The organism is Chthoniobacterales bacterium (genome assembly GCA_039930045.1).
Classification (GTDB): Bacteria; Verrucomicrobiota; Verrucomicrobiia; order Chthoniobacterales; family DASVRZ01; genus DASVRZ01.
Map to the genome: position 1 here is coordinate 83,124 of JBDSQB010000023.1, position 18,767 is coordinate 101,890.

The 18,767-nt window shown below is 58.4% G+C and carries 14 protein-coding genes; 8 read left to right on the forward strand and 6 right to left on the reverse strand.

All coding sequences use genetic code 11. From position 1 onward, the window contains the following. The first annotated feature begins 86 nt into the window (after window positions 1–86). Window positions 87–2,873 carry a sugar-binding domain-containing protein gene (locus ABIT76_15720; GenBank protein ID MEO7934597.1) on the forward strand — a complete coding sequence of 929 codons (2,787 nt, stop codon included), beginning with the start codon at window positions 87–89 and terminating at the stop codon, window positions 2,871–2,873. Between the two features lie 14 nt (window positions 2,874–2,887). Here ABIT76_15720 and ABIT76_15725 read toward each other — a convergent pair whose 3' ends face one another. After that, a complete protein-coding gene (locus ABIT76_15725; GenBank protein ID MEO7934598.1) occupies window positions 2,888–3,805 on the reverse strand; it encodes an AraC family transcriptional regulator in 918 nt (305 codons plus the stop codon). 15 nt (window positions 3,806–3,820) lie between these two features. Here ABIT76_15725 and ABIT76_15730 point away from each other — a divergent pair, with 15 nt between their 5' ends. The 5 genes from ABIT76_15730 to ABIT76_15750 are packed head-to-tail and all read left to right on the forward strand — an operon-like array spanning window position 3,821 to window position 9,149. Further along, window positions 3,821–5,113 carry a tagaturonate epimerase family protein gene (locus tag ABIT76_15730; protein MEO7934599.1) on the forward strand — a complete coding sequence of 431 codons (1,293 nt, stop codon included), beginning with the start codon at window positions 3,821–3,823 and terminating at the stop codon, window positions 5,111–5,113. Window position 5,114: 1 nt separating this feature from the next. Further along, window positions 5,115–6,050 (forward strand): aldo/keto reductase, encoded by a 936-nt coding sequence (locus ABIT76_15735; protein MEO7934600.1) that lies wholly within the window; start codon window positions 5,115–5,117, stop codon window positions 6,048–6,050. A gap of 3 nt (window positions 6,051–6,053) precedes the next feature. Further along, window positions 6,054–6,446 (forward strand): RbsD/FucU family protein, encoded by a 393-nt coding sequence (locus ABIT76_15740; protein MEO7934601.1) that lies wholly within the window; start codon window positions 6,054–6,056, stop codon window positions 6,444–6,446. A 28-nt stretch (window positions 6,447–6,474) separates the two neighbouring features. Further along, window positions 6,475–8,133 carry an alpha-L-fucosidase gene (locus ABIT76_15745; GenBank protein MEO7934602.1) on the forward strand — a complete coding sequence of 553 codons (1,659 nt, stop codon included), beginning with the start codon at window positions 6,475–6,477 and terminating at the stop codon, window positions 8,131–8,133. After that, the gene (locus ABIT76_15750; GenBank protein MEO7934603.1) at window positions 8,130–9,149 is read left to right on the forward strand and encodes a zinc-binding alcohol dehydrogenase family protein; all 1,020 of its coding nucleotides are present in this window, start codon (window positions 8,130–8,132) and stop codon (window positions 9,147–9,149) included. The genes ABIT76_15745 and ABIT76_15750 overlap by 4 nt, the downstream gene beginning before the upstream one ends. A gap of 95 nt (window positions 9,150–9,244) precedes the next feature. Here ABIT76_15750 and ABIT76_15755 read toward each other — a convergent pair whose 3' ends face one another. Beyond that, window positions 9,245–10,819 (reverse strand): MFS transporter, encoded by a 1,575-nt coding sequence (locus ABIT76_15755; protein ID MEO7934604.1) that lies wholly within the window; start codon window positions 10,817–10,819, stop codon window positions 9,245–9,247. 301 nt (window positions 10,820–11,120) lie between these two features. On the opposite strand from ABIT76_15755, the gene ABIT76_15760 reads away from it, so the two are divergent. Next, on the forward strand, window positions 11,121–11,954 hold the full coding sequence (locus ABIT76_15760) for an amidohydrolase family protein (protein MEO7934605.1): 834 nt from the start codon (window positions 11,121–11,123) through the stop codon (window positions 11,952–11,954). 3 nt (window positions 11,955–11,957) lie between these two features. Then, on the forward strand, window positions 11,958–14,102 hold the full coding sequence (locus ABIT76_15765; protein MEO7934606.1) for an alpha-galactosidase: 2,145 nt from the start codon (window positions 11,958–11,960) through the stop codon (window positions 14,100–14,102). Here ABIT76_15765 and ABIT76_15770 read toward each other — a convergent pair. From ABIT76_15770 to ABIT76_15785, 4 genes are read right to left on the reverse strand one after another with little or no spacing between them, the layout of a single operon-like run. Beyond that, window positions 14,099–15,604 (reverse strand): sugar ABC transporter ATP-binding protein, encoded by a 1,506-nt coding sequence (locus tag ABIT76_15770; protein MEO7934607.1) that lies wholly within the window; start codon window positions 15,602–15,604, stop codon window positions 14,099–14,101. The two genes, ABIT76_15765 and ABIT76_15770, sit on opposite strands and share 4 nt — an antisense overlap. A 12-nt stretch (window positions 15,605–15,616) precedes the next feature. Beyond that, the gene (locus ABIT76_15775; GenBank protein MEO7934608.1) at window positions 15,617–16,621 is read right to left on the reverse strand and encodes a substrate-binding domain-containing protein; all 1,005 of its coding nucleotides are present in this window, start codon (window positions 16,619–16,621) and stop codon (window positions 15,617–15,619) included. A gap of 28 nt (window positions 16,622–16,649) precedes the next feature. After that, complete coding sequence (locus ABIT76_15780) at window positions 16,650–17,690, reverse strand: ABC transporter permease (GenBank protein ID MEO7934609.1); 1,041 nt, start codon at window positions 17,688–17,690, stop codon at window positions 16,650–16,652. A gap of 14 nt (window positions 17,691–17,704) precedes the next feature. Continuing rightward, window positions 17,705–18,667 (reverse strand): family 43 glycosylhydrolase, encoded by a 963-nt coding sequence (locus ABIT76_15785; protein ID MEO7934610.1) that lies wholly within the window; start codon window positions 18,665–18,667, stop codon window positions 17,705–17,707. Window positions 18,668–18,767: the final 100 nt, after the last annotated feature.

Below are 18,767 nucleotides of genomic sequence, written 5' to 3' on the forward strand. Positions count from 1 at the left end.
CTGCCGCTCCTAACTTCTAACATCGCGGGCATTTCTCGCGGAATAATGTCAATCCGACGAGTGGAGTTTCATCGTTATCTTAGGACATGCGCACCCGTTCCTATCTCCCGCGTCCGGAGTATCCCCGGCCAGATCGTCAGAGAAGTTTTGTTCACGGTGTGGATTGGTTGAACTTAAACGGCTCATGGGAGTTTCGCTTCGATGGAGATCGCCGGGGCGTCGAGGATGAATGGTTTCTAACCTCGGAGAAACCTTGGAACGACCAGATCGTAGTCCCGTTTTGCTGGGAGTCGCTCGCGGCCTGGGGCGAGGCGGATTCTGCGGGAAATGATCACTATTTTTCACCGCGGCCCTATCTGAATCCATTGGAAGTCACCATGAAAAATCACCGGGGCGCGGCTCGTTACGAAGTCGGCTGGTATCGCCGCCTGATCGTTGTTCCCGAGAACGAGCACTGGGCTGGCAAGCGCGCGATCCTGCACGTGGGTGCCGCTGATTTTCGCACGGACGCCTGGTGCAACGGTCACTGGCTCGGCTATTGGGAGGACGGCTATACGCCATTCGAGTTTGATCTCACCGACCATCTAACTCGCACTCCCGATGGAAAACTGGAGGCGTTGTTAGTACTCCGCGTCGAGGACCCAATGGACAATCGCGAGCAGCCTGTCGGCAAGCAATGGGGCTGGTATAGCTCTGCGAGCGGCATCTGGCAGACGGTTTTTGTGGAGCCGCGAGCGGCGTTGCACATCAAGCGTTTTGAGGTTTTTCCAGACATCGCTAACAAGCGCGCGGTACTGCGGATTTTCACAAACGGCCCAGGGGAATTACTCATCGATGTGACGACTCCAACCGGCGAAATATTATCGCAGAAGCAAACTGTATTAGAAATGTTTTCCGAGACTAAAATCGAACTCGCCCCCGTCATTCTCTGGGACACACACGCGCCAAATCTCTACCAGCTCAAGTTAACATTGGCCGGCGATTTGCCCGATGTGGTTTACGGTTATTTTGGGATGCGCAGTCTTGCCGCTGCTCCACCGTCGGGCACCGCGCCTGCCGCGCTCATCTTCAACGGCAAGCCGATCTACCTGCGCGGTGCGCTCTATCAAAGCTATCATTGCGACGGCGTTTACACGGCGGGCGACTTGCAGACTTTGCGCGACGACATCGCTCAGGCTCGGCGTTTCGGCTTCGATTTTCTGCGCGTGCATATCAAAATCGACGACCCGCTTTTGCTGCATGAGGCGGACATTTCCGGCATGTTGTTGATGACCGATTTTCCTAACTTCGGCGAGGGCGGCAACACGCCACTGGGCCGCCGCCGCTTCGAGAAAATGATGCGCGCCGCCATCTCGCGGGACATTAATCATCCCTCGATTATCGCGTGGTGTTTGTTTAACGAAACCTGGGGTTTCGGTGGCCAGTCGGAGTTTGTTAGTGCGATCAATCCCAGCCTTCCGCCGCTCTCGAAAGAAGTGCGCGAGCCCGGCACGAAAATGGTCAACACTGAGTCGTGGAAGTGGATCGACGAAATGTGGAAGATCGCCAAATCGCTCGATCCATCGCGCTTGATCGAGGACATGAGCGTGGTCGCCTGGGATCACTTGCAGAACTATGGCCACGGCGATACCGACATTAATTCCTGGCACTTTTACACCAACAACTATGAGTTTGCCCGCAAGCACATCGAGAATGTGGTTAAGGAAACTTACCAGGGCTCCGACTACAATTACGTGCCCGGTTTTCATCAGGGTTCGCAACCTCTGATTAACAGCGAATATGGCGGTGTCGGCGCGCTCGATGGCGACATCGATGTTAGCTGGAGCTTTAAGTTTCTAACCAATGAACTTCGGCGTCACCAGCCGCTTTCGGCTTACATTTTTACCGAGCTGCACGATGTCGAGTGGGAGCGCAATGGCTTCCTCAATTACGATCGTACTCCCAAGGCATTCGGTTACAATCCGACGCTCGTAAACCAGGGCGATGTGCTGCCGATCGACGCGCCGCCTGTCAGCCGTCACGCGGCGGGCAGCGAGGTGAATGTCGATGTCTATTCCTCTCATTTCTCACGAAAAGATTACGGTCCAGTGACATTGCATTGGAGGTTGAGCGGGATTGATAGCCTGGGCTGGGTCGAGGATGAATTGCTAACAGGCTCGACTTCCATTGCGTTCACGCCGCATCGCGTGGAGCTGGCGCACGTCGTCCCATTGCGGATGCCCGGGCGAACGATGTCCTGCACGCTTTGGGTCGCTGCCGTGACGGATCGCGGCGTGGTCGTGGCGCGCAATTACATCCAGTTCTATGTCGATGGACAGAGCCCGGCGCGCGATTTTTCCAATGGCAGATGCATCGTGCGGCTGAACCCCGAAGATTGGAGTGAGGCGAGCTGGTCCGGCGGACAATCCACGCGTGAGGAGGCCGCGAGGGACGGCCTTTGTTTCGGACGCGGACGCGGGTGGTTTGAATGGTCGATTCCGAAAGATGGATTTCCCCAGCAGCCGGGGAGCATCAATGTTCTTTGCGAAGCCTCGGCGCGACGCGAGGGCCAGTCCCAGACGGATGCATTTTCGACCCCGTCGTCGTTCCAGCTTCTGCTGAATGGACTGGCGATTCAGAAGCAGATTCTTCCGAACCATCCACACGACGCGCGTGGCGCACTGAGTTATCTGCGAGGCGGGCGCGGCGCGTATGGTTATCTCATCCATGCGCGCATCGAGGGCGACCTGCTTCAGCAAATCTGCCAGCACGAGGGCGATCACTGGCACCTGCGCTGCGTCATTCCCGAGGATGCGGAATATCCCGGCGGGCTGACGATTTACGCTGGGGATTGCGGCCGTTTCCCGATCATGCCGACTCTGGTGATCGAGTGAAAAACTACTAACTGTTAATTCGCCCCGCGCCGCTGCATGAAACTCGACGGCGACATGCCGTGAACACGCTTGAAGGCTCGGGAAAAGTGGAAGGGATCCATGCCTAGTTTTTCTGCGACTTCGCCGACGATGAAGCGTCCGCTGTCGAGCAATTCCGCGCCGTGGCTCATCTTTTTGCGCGAAAGATAGCGGTAGAGCGACTCGCTGCCGTAACGAGCAAAAAGCCGGCTTAGATACTCGGGCGCGACGTGACATTTTCCGGCGACTTGCTCGGCGGTTGAGAGTTCCTGAAAATGCTCGTCGAGATAGTTCCGACACTTCAGGAAAGTTTGATACGACTGGTAGTTTTCCTGTTTCGGCGCGACGACGTCTGCGATTTTCAGGATGAGGATTTCCAATTCCAACGCGGCGATGCGCGGGGAGAATTTCCGCGATTGCTGCCCGCTGGTAATGACGTGCTCGAACGCAGTCTGCACTTCGTCGATGTTAGAAACCTGCTTGCAAACTCCCGGAAGCAGGCTGGCGGATTTCAATAGTTTCAGGGCTTCGCCGCCCACGAAATCGACATAGTATTTCGAGAGTGTATTGTCTGGATCGGTCGTAATGAGATGCGGACAGCCCGGCCCATAGGCAAAAATCGTTCCGCGGCTGAGTTCGTGTGTGGCGTCAAGAATCTTCAAACGGCCTTTGCCGCCGGCAACGTATTCCACGCAGAGATACGGGAAATCCTGACGTTGCATCCGGTAGTCCGGGGCGCATTTTTCCCAACCGCCAGAAATGACTCCGAGGGCGTGTTTTGCATCGCCCTTGAGGTTCAGGTAAAAGCGGCGAGAGCCCTGGATTTCACTCGAGAGGAACGGCGCGGGCAGCGGTGGCTTCGCAGGCATGGCGGCATGATTCCAATGAAACTCGTCCAGGTCAAGAATCGTCATGCTTGGGATAAAAATATGCATTCCGCGAACGCGCCTGCGCTGTCAGAGTGCATCTCCCCAAATATGAATATAGAGAAATACACCATCGGCACCGGCGACCGTTTTGCCCATCAAGGTCGTGCCCAGCTTCATGCGGTGCAAAAAGCCTCCCAAGCGGGCATTTCGATCTTCCCAGTCTGGAACAAATCGAACCGCGAACACACCATCATTCACAGCGAGCCCGACGATTTGCGGGCTGAGGCGGATGCCGCCGTCGAGGCTCTGAGCTGGAGCGGTGCTTACTATGTGGACGCGGATCACATCGGCCTGAAAACGGTCGATCGTTTCATTAACGCGAGCAATTTCTACACGCTCGACGTGGCCGATTTCACCGGCAAGGCGGCGGATGCTGGAGCGCTCGATTCGTTTGTAACTCGCATGGAAAAATATCTCGGCTCGCTTTCCATTCCGGGGATCGCGACTCCGTTTGAGCTCACTCCTAACATCGTGCGAGCTGCGGCGGAAAAGTTCCTCCTGGCCATTCAGGAGGCGGGGAAAATTTATCGTTACGTCGTTGAGAAAAAAGGCGAAGGCAACTTCGTCACCGAAGTCTCCGTCGATGAGACCGATACCCCTCAAACTCCCGTGGAATTGTTTCTCATTCTAGCCATGATCGCCGGGGAGAAAATTCCCGCGCAAACCATCGCGCCGAAGTTCACCGGGCGCTTTAACAAGGGCGTTGATTACGTCGGAAACCTCGCGCAGTTTGAGAAGGAATTTGACGAGGATTTGAGTGTGATCGCGTTTGCCATCAGCGAGTTTGGCCTGCCGAAAACGCTCAAACTCAGCGTGCACTCCGGCAGCGATAAATTTTCCCTGTATCCGATCATCAATCGCCTCGTGAAAAAGCATGACTCCGGTCTGCACGTGAAAACCGCGGGCACGACCTGGCTCGAGGAAGTCATCGGACTCGCCGAAGCCGGCGGTATGGCCCTGGAGATCGCGAAGGATGTCTATGCCGGCGCTTATGCCCGTTTCGACGAACTCACCGGACCTTACGCCACGGTGATCGACATCGACAAAACCCGGCTGCCTGCACCTGAGGAAGTGAGCCAATGGGACTCCGAGAAATACGTCAACACGCTGCGCCACGTGCAGTCGAACTCCGACTACAACCAGCACTTCCGTCAGTTCATTCACGTGGGCTTCAAGATCGCGGCCGAGATGGGCGCGCGCTACACCGATGCGCTGAAGGCGAACGAGACGATCATCGCTAGAAACGTCACCGGCAACCTCTTCGACCGCCACATTCAACCCCTCTTTTCCTAACATGCAATACCGCAAACTCGGCAAGACCGGCCTCGACGTTTCCGTCCTCGCTTTCGGTGGCTCCTCTTTGGGTTCTGTCTTCAAGGAGATCGACGAATCCGAGGGCATTCGCACCGTCCACGTCGCCATCGACAATGGCATCAACCTCATCGACACCGCGCCATTTTACGGACTCACCAAGGCCGAGACGGTCCTCGGCAAGGCGCTCCGGGAGATTCCGCGGGAAAAATATCTGCTCGCCAGCAAGGTCGCCCGCTACGGCTACAAGCAGGCCGACTTTGATTTTTCTCCTGAGCGCGTGACCCGCAGCATTGATGAAAGTCTCGCCCGTCTCGGAGTGGATTATATCGATTTCATCCAGGTGCATGACATGGAATTTGGCGACATGGATTACATCGTGAATGAGACGATTCCCGCGCTGAAGAAGGTTCAGGAAACGGGCAAAGTCCGCTACGTCGGCATTTCCTCGCTGCCGCTCAAGTTACAGCGTTATGTGCTCGAACGCACCGAGGTCGATCAGATCCAGTCGTATTGCCACTACTGTCTGAATGACACGCAACTCGCCGATTTTCTGCCCTTTCTCGAGGAACGCGGCGTGGCTATTTTTAATTCCGCCCCGCTCGCCATGCGCCTGCTCAGCGACGAGGGCCCGCCCGACTGGCACCCGGCCCCGGCTGAGTTGCAGGCTCATGCCGCCGATGCGGCACTCTATTGCCGCGAACATGGCAGCAACATCGGCAAACTCGCGCTGCAATTTTCCGTGGCCAACCCGCGCATCCCGACCAACATCGTCGGCACCGCCAATCCGCAGCGCATCCTGCAAAACATCCGGGAAATCGAGGAGCCGCTCGACGAGGAATTGCTCGCAGGAGTTCTCGAAATATTGAAGCCCGTCCACAATTTGAGCTGGGTTTCCGGGCGTCCTGAGAATAACTAGGACATGCTCAAAACTGGCGTTCTCAATCCCCTCATCCTCTCGCTCCTTGCGCGGGTGCGTCACACCAACACGCTCGTCATCAGCGACCGCGGATTTCCTTTCTGGCCGCAGATTGAAACCGTGGACATCTCGTTGATCGACGGCGTGCCCACCGTTCTGCAAGTGCTGGAGGCGCTCCGGGGAAACTTCGTCGTCGGCAAAGCCTTCATGGCAGAGGAATTTCTCTCCAATAATAACGAGGCAACCCGCCTCGCTTACGAGCAGGCCCTCGGCGGAGCGCCACTCCACTTCGAGCCGCATGAGGGCGCCTTCAAACCCCGCGTGCCCAACGCCATCGGGCTCATCCGCACTGGCGACACCACCCAATACGGCAACATCATCCTCGTCTCCGCCTAACCATTACCCTTCACCACAAAAACACCCCATGAATAAAAAACTCCTCCCCATCCTCGGCGCTTTTTCCTGCCTCGCCACTCTGCAAGCCGATGAATCCATCTCGGGCGCGGCTGGCATGCAGGCCGTGGCCACGCCGCTCAGCAACAAAGCCGAACCCATGAAAATTGGCCAGTTTCAGCCAAATTGGGATTCACTCAAACAATATCAGGTGCCCGACTGGTATCGCGACGCGAAGTTCGGCATCTGGGCCCATTGGGGTCCGCAATGCGCCCCCGAGGATGGCGATTGGTATGCCCGCAGCATGTATATGCAGGGCAACCGCCAATACAAATCCCACCTCGCCAAATACGGCCATCCGTCCGTTTCTGGTTTCAAGGACATAATCCCGACCTGGAAGGCGGACAAATTCGACCCGGATGCGCTCATCTCGCTCTACAAGGACGCCGGGGCCAAATTCTTCGTCGCACTGGCAAATCACCACGACAATTTCGACAACTACGACAGCAAGTATCAGCCTTGGAATTCGGTCGCGCTCGGCCCCAAGAAGGACCTGATCGGTGCCTGGGCAAAAGCCGCCCGCGCTCACGGCCTGCCCTTCGGAGTCAGCGTCCATGCCGCGCACGCATGGAGCTGGTATGAGACCTCCCAGGGCTCCGACAAAACCGGCGACAAGGCGGGCGTTCCTTACGATGGCAAAATGACGAAAGCCGACGGCAAAGGCCTCTGGTGGCACGGCCTCGACCCACAGGATCTCTACGCGCAAAATCACGCCCCCGGAAAACTCGTCTGGGAGTGGGACGCGACGAAAGGCAGCAGCGTGCCCGACGCAGCGTATTGCGAGAAATTCTACAACCGCACCATGGACCTGGTGAACAAGTATAAACCCGACATCCTTTACTTCGATGATACCGTTCTGCCGCTCTATCCGATCAGCGATGTCGGACTGAAGATCGCAGCTCATTATTACAACAGCAACGCCCAGTGGCACGGCGGTAAAAACGAGGGCGTCCTCCTCGGCAAAGTCCTCAACGATGAGCAAAAGAAATGCATGGTCTGGGATGTCGAGCGCGGTGCCAGCCCGAAGATCGAGCCCTTTCCGTGGCAGTCGGAAACCTGCCTCGGCAACTGGCATTACGATCGCACCGTTTACGACCGGCACGGCTACAAAAGCGCGGGCACCGTCATTCGCACTCTCGCCGATGTCGTTAGCAAAAATGGCACCTTTCTCCTCAGCGTCCCCGTTCGCAGCGACGGCACGATCGATGAGCAGGAAGTGGAGATCGTCAAGCAAGTCGGCAAGTGGATGAAGGTCAACAGCGAGGCCATTTACTCCACCCGCCCCTGGAAAGTCTGCGGCGAAGGCCCTGCCATCGACAAACCCGCGGAGATCAAGGCCCAAGGCTTCAACGAGGGTAAAATCAAACTCGGGGCCGACGACATCCGCTTCACCACACGCGGCGGGGCGCTCTACGCCATCGTCCTCGGCATTCCCGACAAGGACATCACCTTCAAGTCCCTCGGCACCGCGGCCAAATTGCTCGATCAGCCCGTGGGTTCCATCTCACTCGTCGGCAGCACAGAAATGATCCATTGGAACCAAGCCGACGACGCCCTAACCATCACCAAACCGGCGCAATTCCCTTCCGAAAACGCCATTGTCTTCAAGATCACGCCCAAACTCCCATGAAAACGATCATGCTCGCCGAACCCGGCCAGCTCCAGTTCACCACCACCGACGCGCCAGCCGCCCCGCAGGCCGGTGAGGCGCTCGTCCGCGTCCATCGCATCGGCGTTTGCGGGACAGACATCCACGCGTTCGGCGGGAAGCAGCCGTTCTTCAGCTACCCGCGCATCCTGGGGCACGAGCTGGGAGTCGAAGTCGTCTCAGTCGGCGCAGGCGTGACCAACGTCGCACCCGGCGACCGCTGCTCCGTCGAGCCGTATATCAACTGCCAGAAATGCATCGCCTGCCGCCGGGGCAAACCGAATTGCTGCACCGACATCCGCGTCCTCGGCGTGCACACCGACGGCGGCATGCGCGAGCAATTCGTCCTGCCCGCGCGCAAGTTGCATCCGAGTTCCAGTCTAACCTTCGAGCAGCTTGCCCTCGTGGAAACGCTCGGCATCGGCGCCCACGCAGTCTGCCGCGCTGGAGTCGAAAGCGGTGAGTTTGTCCTCGTCATCGGGGCGGGTCCGATCGGACTCGCGGCCATGCAGTTTGCCGTCGAACGCAGTGCGCAGGTCATCGTCCTCGACATCAACGACGCCCGCATCGAGTTCTGCCAGAAACAACTCGGAGTCGCCCACGCCATCAATGGGCTCAAGGAAAACGTCCTCGAAGCCCTCCAGCGAATCACAAACAACGACCTCCCGACCGTCGTTTTCGACGCGACGGGCAATCCGAAGTCGATGATGAGTTCCTTTGAGTTTCCCGCGCATGGCGGACGCCTCGTTTTCATCGGGCTTTTCCAAGGCGACGTGACTTTCAACGACCCGAACTTCCACCGTCGGGAATTGACGCTGATGGGCAGCCGCAACGCGCAGCCGGAGGACTTTACGCGCATCATTCAACTCATGGAGGCGGGCCGCATCGACACGACTCCCTGGATTACCCACCGCGCCAGCTTCGACGAAGTGGTGGCCGAGTTCCCCGCCTGGACCAAGCCCGAGACCGGCGTGATCAAGGCGATGATCGAACTCTAAGTCGGCGGGGAGCCTGAGTTAAACCTAACTCGAACGCAAAAAAAGAGAGCTGACTTTCATCAGCTCTCTTTTTATTTGCAGATGCGACTTCCAGCTTAATGTCCGCTGCGGATGGGCGCGCCCACGACTCCATCAGAACCGCTGAGCTGGCTCCAGGACAGGGCGTAACCAGCGATCAAAACAAAGCAGGCGAGCGGCACGATGAAGCTCGTGGACATCCCGTGCACGTCGGCGATGTGGCCCATCAATTTCGGCATGATCGCGCCGCCCATGATCGCCATGACGATGAATGACGAGGCGCGCTTGGCGCGTCCGCCCAAGCCGTAAATGCCCAGCGAAAAGATCGTCGGGAACATGATCGACATGAAGAAATAAGTGAGGAACAGCGCCACAGCGGACGCCCAGCCGAGTTTGCAGAAAACCAGGAGACTGCACAGGCCAGCCAGCACGGCAAAGGTCGCGAGCACCTTGTGCGCGGGAAATTTCTTCAACAACATCGCGCCGATCACCCGGCCCGCGAGGAAGAACATGAAGCCGACCGACGCCAGCGTGGACGCCGCCTTGTCGGTGAGCCCGAGGAACCCGGTGGCTTTGTGAATCTCAAACCAGTTGCCGAGGAACCCCGACTTCCAGGCTTCCGGCGCGGCAGGAATCTGGGAGGTCATGTAGTTGATGAAATAGGCGAAAATGCCGCACTGCGCCGCCACGTAGAAGAATTGCGCGAGCGTCGCCCCGGAGAAATGCGGGTGCGTCCAGATGGAGTGATTCGAGATGCTCCCCTTCTTCGCGGTGAAGACCAGCGTGCCGATGACAGCAAAAAAGGCCGACGCATAGATCAGTGCCTGGTTCTCATTCATTCCGAGCTTCGCGCTCACCGACGGGATGGCGACGATGGCGGAAATAATCATTCCCACCGCCACCGAGAGCACCACGATATTCAGCCAGAGCAGACTGAAAGCCACGCCGCGATGCGCCACCGGCACGTCCCCTGCAGGCGTCGTGTCATCGAGATGGAACTCGTCCTCGGACTTCAGGTCGGGCAATTTGCTAAAGGCGAAGAGCACCGCCAGGAGCAGGACAAACGCCCCGATCGCCGCATACGGAATCCACAAAGTCGAGGCCCCGGTGCTGTTGCCCGCAGCGTCCTGACCATAGAAAAACTGCGCGCCAGCGATGGGGCCGAAGATCCAGCCGACGCCGTTGCAGGACTGGGCGAGATTGATGCGAGTGGCGGCAAATTGTTTCGGCCCGAGGACGGTGGTGTAGGGGTTGGCGACCGTTTCGAGGAAGGTGAGCCCCGAGGCGATCACGCAGACGCCGAGGAGAAATGCCGGGAAAGTGGCGATGTGCGTCGCCGGAATGAACCAGAAGCCGCCCACGGCGACCATCAGGAGACCGGCGATGATGCCGCCCTTGTAGCCGAGCTTGGTGGCGAGCCAGCCAGCGGGCATGGCCATGAGGAAGTAGCCGAGATAATGGGCAAACTGCACCCAGGCCGACTGGGCCAGATTCAGATGCAACTCCTTTTGGAAGTGCTTGTCCATCACGTCGATCATGCCGTTACAGAAACCCCAGAGGAGGAAAAGCGTGCTGACGAGGGCGAAGGTGAAGAAGACGTTTTTGCCGTCGGGCAGGGTAAAGAGGCCGGTTTTGGAAGAGTTGGAGTTCACTGGAGGGATTCTAATGGAGGGTTGTGGGGTAGCGGTTTTAGGGACGGGTAAGTGGAAGCACGAGAATGTCGTCCCAGCCCGGCACGGTCAAGCAAATGGCCAGGCAATTTGGGGGATTTTGGAGCGATTTCATCGAAGGAAACGACTCCAGCGGCGAGCGGCTGACCTCCATTGGCGAGCGAGCCGCTAACTCCTATCAAAGGTGTGTCTTTGTGGCGGCCAACATGTGGTCTGCGGTAAGGCGTTGGACTTATTTTTTGATTGTCCTTTTAGATGGGCTGGAGATGGTGGCAGTCACCTTATGAAAATTGACGCGCACCATCATTTTTGGAAATACGATCCGGTCGAATACGATTGGATCGATGACAAGATGCGCGCGATTCGGCGCGATTTTTTGCCGGAGGATTTGCGGTCGGAGATCGAAGCGGCGAGGCTCGATGGTGTGGTGTCGGTGCAGGCGCGGCAGGCGCTGGAGGAGACGAGCTGGTTGTTGAAAATGGCGCGCGCGAACGACTTCATCAGGGGCGTGGTGGGCTGGGTGCCATTGATATCGGACTCGGTCGCGGGCGAGCTGGAGCGATTCGCTGCGGAGCCGAAGTTCAAGGCGGTGCGCCATGTCCTGCAAGGCGAACCGGATGATAACTACATGCTGCGTGAGGATTTTAACCGGGGCATTCGCGCGCTGAAACCGCTCGGACTGGTTTACGACATCCTCGTTTTTGAGCGTCACCTGCCGCAGACGATCGAGTTGGTGGATCGCCACCCGGAGCAGGTTTTCGTGCTCGATCACATTGCGAAACCACGGATCGCGGATGGCGTCTTCGAGCCTTGGAATCGGAACATTCGCGAACTGGCGAAGCGCGAGAATGTTTTCTGCAAACTCTCCGGGATGGTGACGGAGGCGGCCTGGCCAGAGTGGACTGAAACTCAACTGCGGCCCTATGCCGAGACGGTGCTGGAGGCGTTTGGCGCGAGGCGCACGATGTTTGGCTCAGACTGGCCGGTCTGTCTGGTGGCCACGGGCTACGCGCAATGGATCTCGCAGGTGAGACGTTTCGCGAGTGAATGTTCCGCCGATGAGCAGGATTGGCTCTTGGGCAAAACCGCGACCCATGTCTATCATCTCGCGGACTAATTCATGACCACACTTCCCGATTTCACCCTTGGCGACCTGACCTTTCATTACGCGTCGAAAGACGGCGCGGTCGGGCTCGAAATCTATCCCACTGCGCTGAAAAATTCCCGTGTGCCGAAGCGCGGCGGCCTGGCCGGACTGCCCTACATCGACGCCATCCCGGACGCGGGAAATCCTCCGGCGTCGGTCATCGACGTCCTTTCGCAGGTGAAAATCGTGGGTGACTCGTATCCGGGCGCGTTTTCCCAAGGCCACACAATGCGCAATTCGCCATCGGTCGATGCGTTTCGCCTGGTCGGTCAACGCACTGAAAACGATGGAACTCGCACCAGCGTCATCACCACGCTGCAAAGCGCGCGCCAGCACCGGATGGAACATCGCCTCTCGTGGTTCGATGGCGATCTGGCAGTGGAAGTTTCCACGACATTTTTCAACGACTCCGACGCGCCCGTGAGTCTGGAAATGTTGAGCAGCTTCTGCCTCGGCGGGATCACGCCGTTCGACGAGGCCGATGGCTCGGGCCGGTTGCGGGTGCATCGTTTTCGCTCGGTATGGAGCGCGGAAGGACGGCTGGAAACGCGCAGTCTGGAGGAGCTGCATCTGGAGCGTTCCTGGAGCGGCGCGGGGATGTTTAGCGAGCGATTTGGGCAGATCGGCACGATGCCGGTGCGGAAATGGTTTCCCTTTGTGGCCATCGAGGACACCGCCGCCGGGGTCGTCTGGGGCGCGCAACTCGCCTGGGCGGGTTCGTGGCAAATGGAGGTCTTCCGCCAGCACGACAACGTCTCCATTTCCGGCGGACTGGCCGACCGCGAATTTGGGCATTGGCTGAAAACACTGGCTCCCGGTGAGTCGATTGCAACTCCGCCCGCGACGCTTTCCTGTGTGCAGGGAACGCTCGACGACCTCTGCGACCGCCTGACTGCTGTGCAAAATCGACCCGCTGATTCGCACCCGGCGGTGGAGGCCGACATGCCGATTGTTTTCAACGAATGGTGCACTACCTGGGGCGATCCGCAGCACGACAAAGTCGTCGCCATCGCGGACCGGTTGCAAGGATCGCAGGTGCGTTTCCTGGTGATCGACGCCGGCTGGTACAAAGACGAGAGCACCGACTGGAGCAGCGGTCACGGAGATTGGATTCCAAGTTCGAAGCTGTTTCCGAGTGGATTGGAAGTCACCGCGCAGGCGATCCGCGAGCGCGGACTGATTCCCGGGCTGTGGTTTGAAATGGAGACGGTCGGGTCGCAGTCCACCGCGTTTACAGCGTTGAGCGCGCACATGCTTCAGCGCGACGGCATTCCGGTGACGGTACGCGAGCGGCGTTTCTGGAATCTAAACGACCCGGTGGCGCTCGATTTTTTGACCGGACACGTCATCGATCTGCTGGAGCGCTGCGGCTTTGGCTACCTGAAAGTAGATTACAATGAGACGGCCGGTTTCGGTGCGGAAAACCCCGATTCGCTCGGCGAGGGGCTGCGCCAGCAGGTGTTGGGGAGTCATCGTTTCTTTGAAAAAATCCGCGAGCGGCTGCCGGAGTTGGTCATCGAAAACTGCGCCTCGGGCGGGCATCGCCTGGAGCCCTCGATGCTGGCTCGGACGGCGATGTCGTCCTTTTCCGACGCTCACGAGCTGGTCGAAATCCCGATCATTGCGGCGAATCTGCATTCGTTGATGCTCCCGCGCCAATCGCAGATCTGGGCGGTGCTCCATCGCTCCGACAGTCTGCAACGGCTGACTTACAGCCTTACCGCGACGTTCCTCGGGCGCATGTGTCTCTCGGGCGAAATTACCGAGCTGAGCGACGAGCAATATGCGCTCGTTCTCGAAGCCGAGCGACTCTACGGAGAGGCTGCGCCGACGATCAAACACGGCACGAGCCGGCGCTTTGGAAAGATCGGCGCGAGCGGGCGTTATCCCGAAGGCTGGCAGGCGGTGCGCCGGGTTTCGGCGGATGGCCGGCAGATTCTCGTCGTCGTCCACAGCTTCGCGCAGGCCCCGGGAACGATGGAAGTTCCCCTGCCCGCCGGAGATTGGAAAATCGCGGCCGCGTTTGGAGAAACCAGGGCGGAGTTAGGTAGTAATCAGCTGCGTTTGACGAACGCCGCCGACTTCAGCGGCAGCGTGATTTTGCTCAAACTCGCCTAGGCCGCGTCCGCGACGACGCCTGCCATCAAACGCAAGATCGCCTCCTGAGTGGCCTCGGTGCGGTGGAGTTCGCCCGCGATCACGCCCTCACGCATGACGATCACGCGGGTGGAAAGATTAATGACCTCGGGCAATTCGGAGGAAATCAGCATCACAGCCAGACCTTGCTGGGCGAGTTCGTCGATCAAGGCATGAATCGCGGCCTTGGCGCCGACATCGACGCCCCGCGTCGGTTCATCGACGATGAGAAGTTTGCCACCGCGGGCCAGCCATTTGGCGAGGACGATTTTTTGCTGGTTGCCTCCGCTGAGAGATTGGACGGGCGCGTCGAGTGAGGCGGCTTTGACTCGAAGCTGGTCGAAATATTGGGAGGCGATGACTTTTTCGCCTCGGCGGTCGAGGATGCCGACGTTCCGCAGCCGGTCGAGCAAGGCCATGCTGACGTTCGAGCGGCAGGACATGCCCAGCACGCAGCCCTGGCGTTTGCGATCCTCCGGGACGAGTCCGACTCCGGCCTTCATGGAAGTTTTTACGGAGCCGAGCGTGAGTGCTTTGCCGTTGATGGAAACCTCGCCTTTTGCCACAGGGTCGAGGCCAAAAATGGCCTTGGCGATTTCACTGCGACCCGCCCCAACGAGACCGGCAAACCCGACGATTTCCCCGGCACGGATCTCAAAAGAGATGTCGCGGAAGAGTCCAGGCGAGGTCAGATTTTTCACTTTCAGAACCGGCTCGCCGACTTTCGCGGTCATGTGGTTCGGGAAATATTCCTCCACGCTGCGCCCGATCATCATTTGGACCACGGCGTCGTGTGTCATTTCTTTCTGACTCAATGTGCCGACGTATTGGCCGTCGCGCAGGACGCTGATTTTGTCGCACAGCCGGAAAAGCTCGGGCATCCGGTGCGAGACGTAGATCATCGTGATGCCGCGCGTTTTCAGGTTCTCGATGAGTTGAAACAAATTCTGCGCGTCGGGTTCCGCCAGCGAACTGGTCGGCTCGTCGAAGATCAAGATTCGCGGATCGCTGCCGACGGCGGAGGCGATTTGCACGAGCTGTTCCTGAGCCGTGGAGAGGCCGCGCATCGGTTGCCAGACGTCGAGTTGCACTCCAATGCCGGCGAGAAGTTTTTCGGCTCGGCGCGCCATTTCCACACGGTCGAGCACGACGCCGAAGCGGCGCGGATAACGGCCCATGCAGAGATTTTCCGCGACGCTCAGATCGGGGCAAAAGGAGAGTTCCTGGTGCACCATCGCCACGCCCGCGCTCATGGCGTCGCCCGGCGAGCCGAAGCAATGGCACTGGCCGTCGATGAACATCTCGCCGCCATCCGGTTTGTGGATGCCGGCGAGCACTTTGCCGAGGGTCGATTTGCCCGCGCCATTCTCGCCCATCAGGCCGTGACACTCGCCACGCCCGATGTCGAGCGTGACATCTTTCAGGGCGGCGACACCGCCGAAAATCTTCGTGATGCCACGGAATTCGATGAACGCGTTTGCCATAAATCGAGGAGGCTATTTCTTAAGCCACTTCTCCCAATTCTTGCCGTACTCGTCCACGTTTTCCTTGGTCACTTTAGTGAGCGGATCAATGATGATCGGGGTGGCGGGCTCTTTTTTGTTCACGATTTTCTCGAGCAAAATCTCCACCGATTTATAGCCCCAGCCGTAGCAATCCTGGGCGTAGAGAACGTCCACGTGGCCGTCGCGCAGGTAGTTTAACTGCGCTGGAAGAGCATCGCAGCTGACGACTTTAATCGAGCCGGCAGGCCATTTTAGCGCGTCGGCGGTGAAGAGCGGCCAGCCGCCAATGAATGCCCAGCCTTGGATGTTAGGATTGGCGTTTTGGGCGTTTTGCACGGCTTCGGCGGATTTTTCAGGCGTCTCGGTATGAAAGAAAACGCCGGGCTCGTTGAGTTTCATGCCCGGGAACTTGGCGAGCGCTTCTTTCGCGCCGGCGACGCGGTTTTGCAGGTTGGGTGCGCTTTGGTTGCCGCCAAGAATGGCGACCGTGCCTTTTTCGCCCATCGACTTGGCGAGTTCGTTCATGATCGTGGCGCCGCAGGAAATATCCGCCGTGCCATAAAAGGCGAACCGTTTGCTGCTCGGGGCATCGGAGTCGAAGCACATAACGGGGATGCCTTTATCGACCGCTTTGTCGATGGAGGGAGAGATCGTGTTTGTCTCGGCGCAGGAAACCGCGATGCCGTCCACGCCGCGACGTGTCAACGCCTCAAGAGCCTCAGCCTGCTTGGTGGCGTCCTCGTCATTGGGCGTGCGAATTTCGATTTCGATGTTGGCGTTGTATTTGGCGCCGAATTCCTGAGCGGCGGCGATGGCTCCACTTTGAGCGGCCTGGAAGACGTCGTTGGTGAGGCTTTTGCCGAGGAAACCAATGACGATTTTACGTTTGCCGGAATCGCCGCCGGAGGTTTCGGCTTTCTTGGAGCAGCCGGTGATAACGATGGAAGTCGCCACGAGAGCGGCGAGCCATTTGAGGGTCTGAGGGGTTTTTTTCATGATGTGTGGGTTGGTTTGAGTTAGGAAATTAGACGCTACGGCGGCTGCGGAGATATGCACTGAGTCGATCCAGGGAGACGGCCACAATAATGGCGAGGCCGATGATGACGAGTCGATACTCCTGCTCCATGCGAAGAATGATGATGCCATTCTCGATCAGCGCGATGATTAATGTGCCGAGTAAGGCCCCAATGGCGGTGCCGCGGCCACCGATCAGGCTCGCTCCGCCGACGACAGCAGAAGCGATGACGGTCAACTCGTAACCCGTGCCGGTGCTGGTGGACGCGGTGCCGAAACGACCCAGCGAAACCATGCCCGCCAGACCTGCGGCGAGTCCAGCCAGAGTGTAAGTGCGCATCTTGATCCAGCCGACGCGGAGGCCGCTGAAACGGGCGGCTTCCTCATTTCCGCCGATGGCGTAGGTTTCGCGGCCTGCGACGAGCATTCTCAAATAAAACCAGCCGAAGATGACGCAGATGAGCATGATGATCAGCGGCATCGGTTGCAGGCCAAACATCTCGACGCGCATGAAGTCGGTCGTGAAAGCCGCAGGCAGGCGCTTGCCGGCGGCAGGCAACGTTTTCTGGGCCGGCAGGACATTGGCCAAGCCGCGAAAAATGCTCATTGTTCCCAAAGTCACAATGAACGGGTGCAGCGAAAGTCCGACGATGAGGCCACCATTGATCAGACCGCAGAGCAATCCGATGCCGAGTGGAACCAGAAACGCAATGGGCAGGACCTGCATGGCTGACGCGTCGGGTGGCAATGTTTGCAAAGCCGCCGCCCCGCCGAGCGCGGAGAGGGCCATCACCGCGCCGACTGAGATATCAATGCCACCCGTGATGATGACGATGGTAAGCCCGATGGCCATGATCGCGTAGTAGGACATCGGAGTCGCAATGCCATCGATCAAGTTGTCGAAATTGAGGAAGGTATTGGGCTTGCCCGCAGCCGCGTCGTGCCAGCCATAAACGGTGAGGATGGAGCCGAGCAGCAGGACGACAATGGCGAGGCCGATTTCCTGAGCCACAGTGCGGCGCGCGGGTTTGGGAGAGGCTGGAGAACTCATAAAAGTGGTGAAAGTCAGAGGATGGTAGCTACGCCGGTGACGATGTCCAGCGTCCAGTCGCGGGGTTCGGAAAGCCAAAGTTTCCCATCGCCGATTTCGAGTGGCATCCAAATGTATCGCCCATCCCAATGTTCCTCTGGACGCCAGCGGTCGCCGACGTAAATGACCGTTGTTTTCTCGGTTCCGGTGACTTTGACAAGGTTGGTGGATTGCGAGCCGTAAGTCAGCGTGTGCGGCGGCGCGAAGTCGGTAAATTCCGACCACGGACCTTCCAGACGCTCGGCGGTGGCATATTTGTTGGCGTTCGGCCACCAGCCGGTGAGCGCGGAGCCGATGGCGTAGTAAAGGCCCTCGTATTGCACGATCGCCCCACCTTCCAGCGGGCTTTGGATGAAGCAGACTTCCTTTTCCACAGACAGATAATCGTCGGACAAAGTCGCGATGTAGAAGCCTTTCGATGGGCGGCTTTCAAAAATCAGATACGGAGTTCCATCGTCATCGATGAATTGCCCGATGTCGCGGCTCTCCAGGCCGAGCGGGCGGAAATGTTTCACGTATTCGTAGTCGCCATCGACCGTGTCGCAGGTGGCCACGCCCAGACTGGCGACGCTGTAAATCGAGGGATTATCCGGCGTCAGCCGTCCGTCGATATGCATGTACATCACGAATTTTCCGCTCTTCGCATTGTGAAAAACTTTGGGCCGCTCCAGCACCCATTCGGGGCCAAAATTCGCCGGGTCAGACATTTTCATCACCTGATTGCGAAACTCCCAATGCAGCAGATCCTTCGACGCATAACAGGCGACATAGCGGAAATTCGGGTCGTTTTCCTTAGAGCGATCCTCGCCAAACCAGAACCAAGTGTCGCCCAGTCTAATGATGCCGCCGCCGTGCGCCTGGATGTGCTTTCCGCGATCATCGAGCCCCGGGAGCCCCGGCTGGAAAGTGTCGGCGTCGGGCTCAGGCGGGAGTTTCATTGGTAACTGTTTTAGCCAGCGACGTTTCCGGGAGGCAATGCGGAAATTCAAAACTTCCGTTGTTTGACAAAGATCGAAGTTATCCTAGCCTTTCACCCTC

What these genes read in the sequence shown, in the direction of transcription:
- ABIT76_15720 (MEO7934597.1), top strand. Translation starts at nt 87, where the DNA reads ATGCGCACCCGTTCCTATCTCCCGCGTCCGGAGTATCCCCGGCCAGAT.
- ABIT76_15725 (MEO7934598.1), bottom strand. Translation starts at nt 3,805, where the DNA reads ATGACGATTCTTGACCTGGACGAGTTTCATTGGAATCATGCCGCCATG.
- ABIT76_15730 (MEO7934599.1), top strand. Translation starts at nt 3,821, where the DNA reads ATGCATTCCGCGAACGCGCCTGCGCTGTCAGAGTGCATCTCCCCAAAT.
- ABIT76_15735 (MEO7934600.1), top strand. Translation starts at nt 5,115, where the DNA reads ATGCAATACCGCAAACTCGGCAAGACCGGCCTCGACGTTTCCGTCCTC.
- ABIT76_15740 (MEO7934601.1), top strand. Translation starts at nt 6,054, where the DNA reads ATGCTCAAAACTGGCGTTCTCAATCCCCTCATCCTCTCGCTCCTTGCG.
- ABIT76_15745 (MEO7934602.1), top strand. Translation starts at nt 6,475, where the DNA reads ATGAATAAAAAACTCCTCCCCATCCTCGGCGCTTTTTCCTGCCTCGCC.
- ABIT76_15750 (MEO7934603.1), top strand. Translation starts at nt 8,130, where the DNA reads ATGAAAACGATCATGCTCGCCGAACCCGGCCAGCTCCAGTTCACCACC.
- ABIT76_15760 (MEO7934605.1), top strand. Translation starts at nt 11,121, where the DNA reads ATGAAAATTGACGCGCACCATCATTTTTGGAAATACGATCCGGTCGAA.
- ABIT76_15765 (MEO7934606.1), top strand. Translation starts at nt 11,958, where the DNA reads ATGACCACACTTCCCGATTTCACCCTTGGCGACCTGACCTTTCATTAC.
- ABIT76_15770 (MEO7934607.1), bottom strand. Translation starts at nt 15,604, where the DNA reads ATGGCAAACGCGTTCATCGAATTCCGTGGCATCACGAAGATTTTCGGC.
- ABIT76_15775 (MEO7934608.1), bottom strand. Translation starts at nt 16,621, where the DNA reads ATGAAAAAAACCCCTCAGACCCTCAAATGGCTCGCCGCTCTCGTGGCG.
- ABIT76_15780 (MEO7934609.1), bottom strand. Translation starts at nt 17,690, where the DNA reads ATGAGTTCTCCAGCCTCTCCCAAACCCGCGCGCCGCACTGTGGCTCAG.
- ABIT76_15785 (MEO7934610.1), bottom strand. Translation starts at nt 18,667, where the DNA reads ATGAAACTCCCGCCTGAGCCCGACGCCGACACTTTCCAGCCGGGGCTC.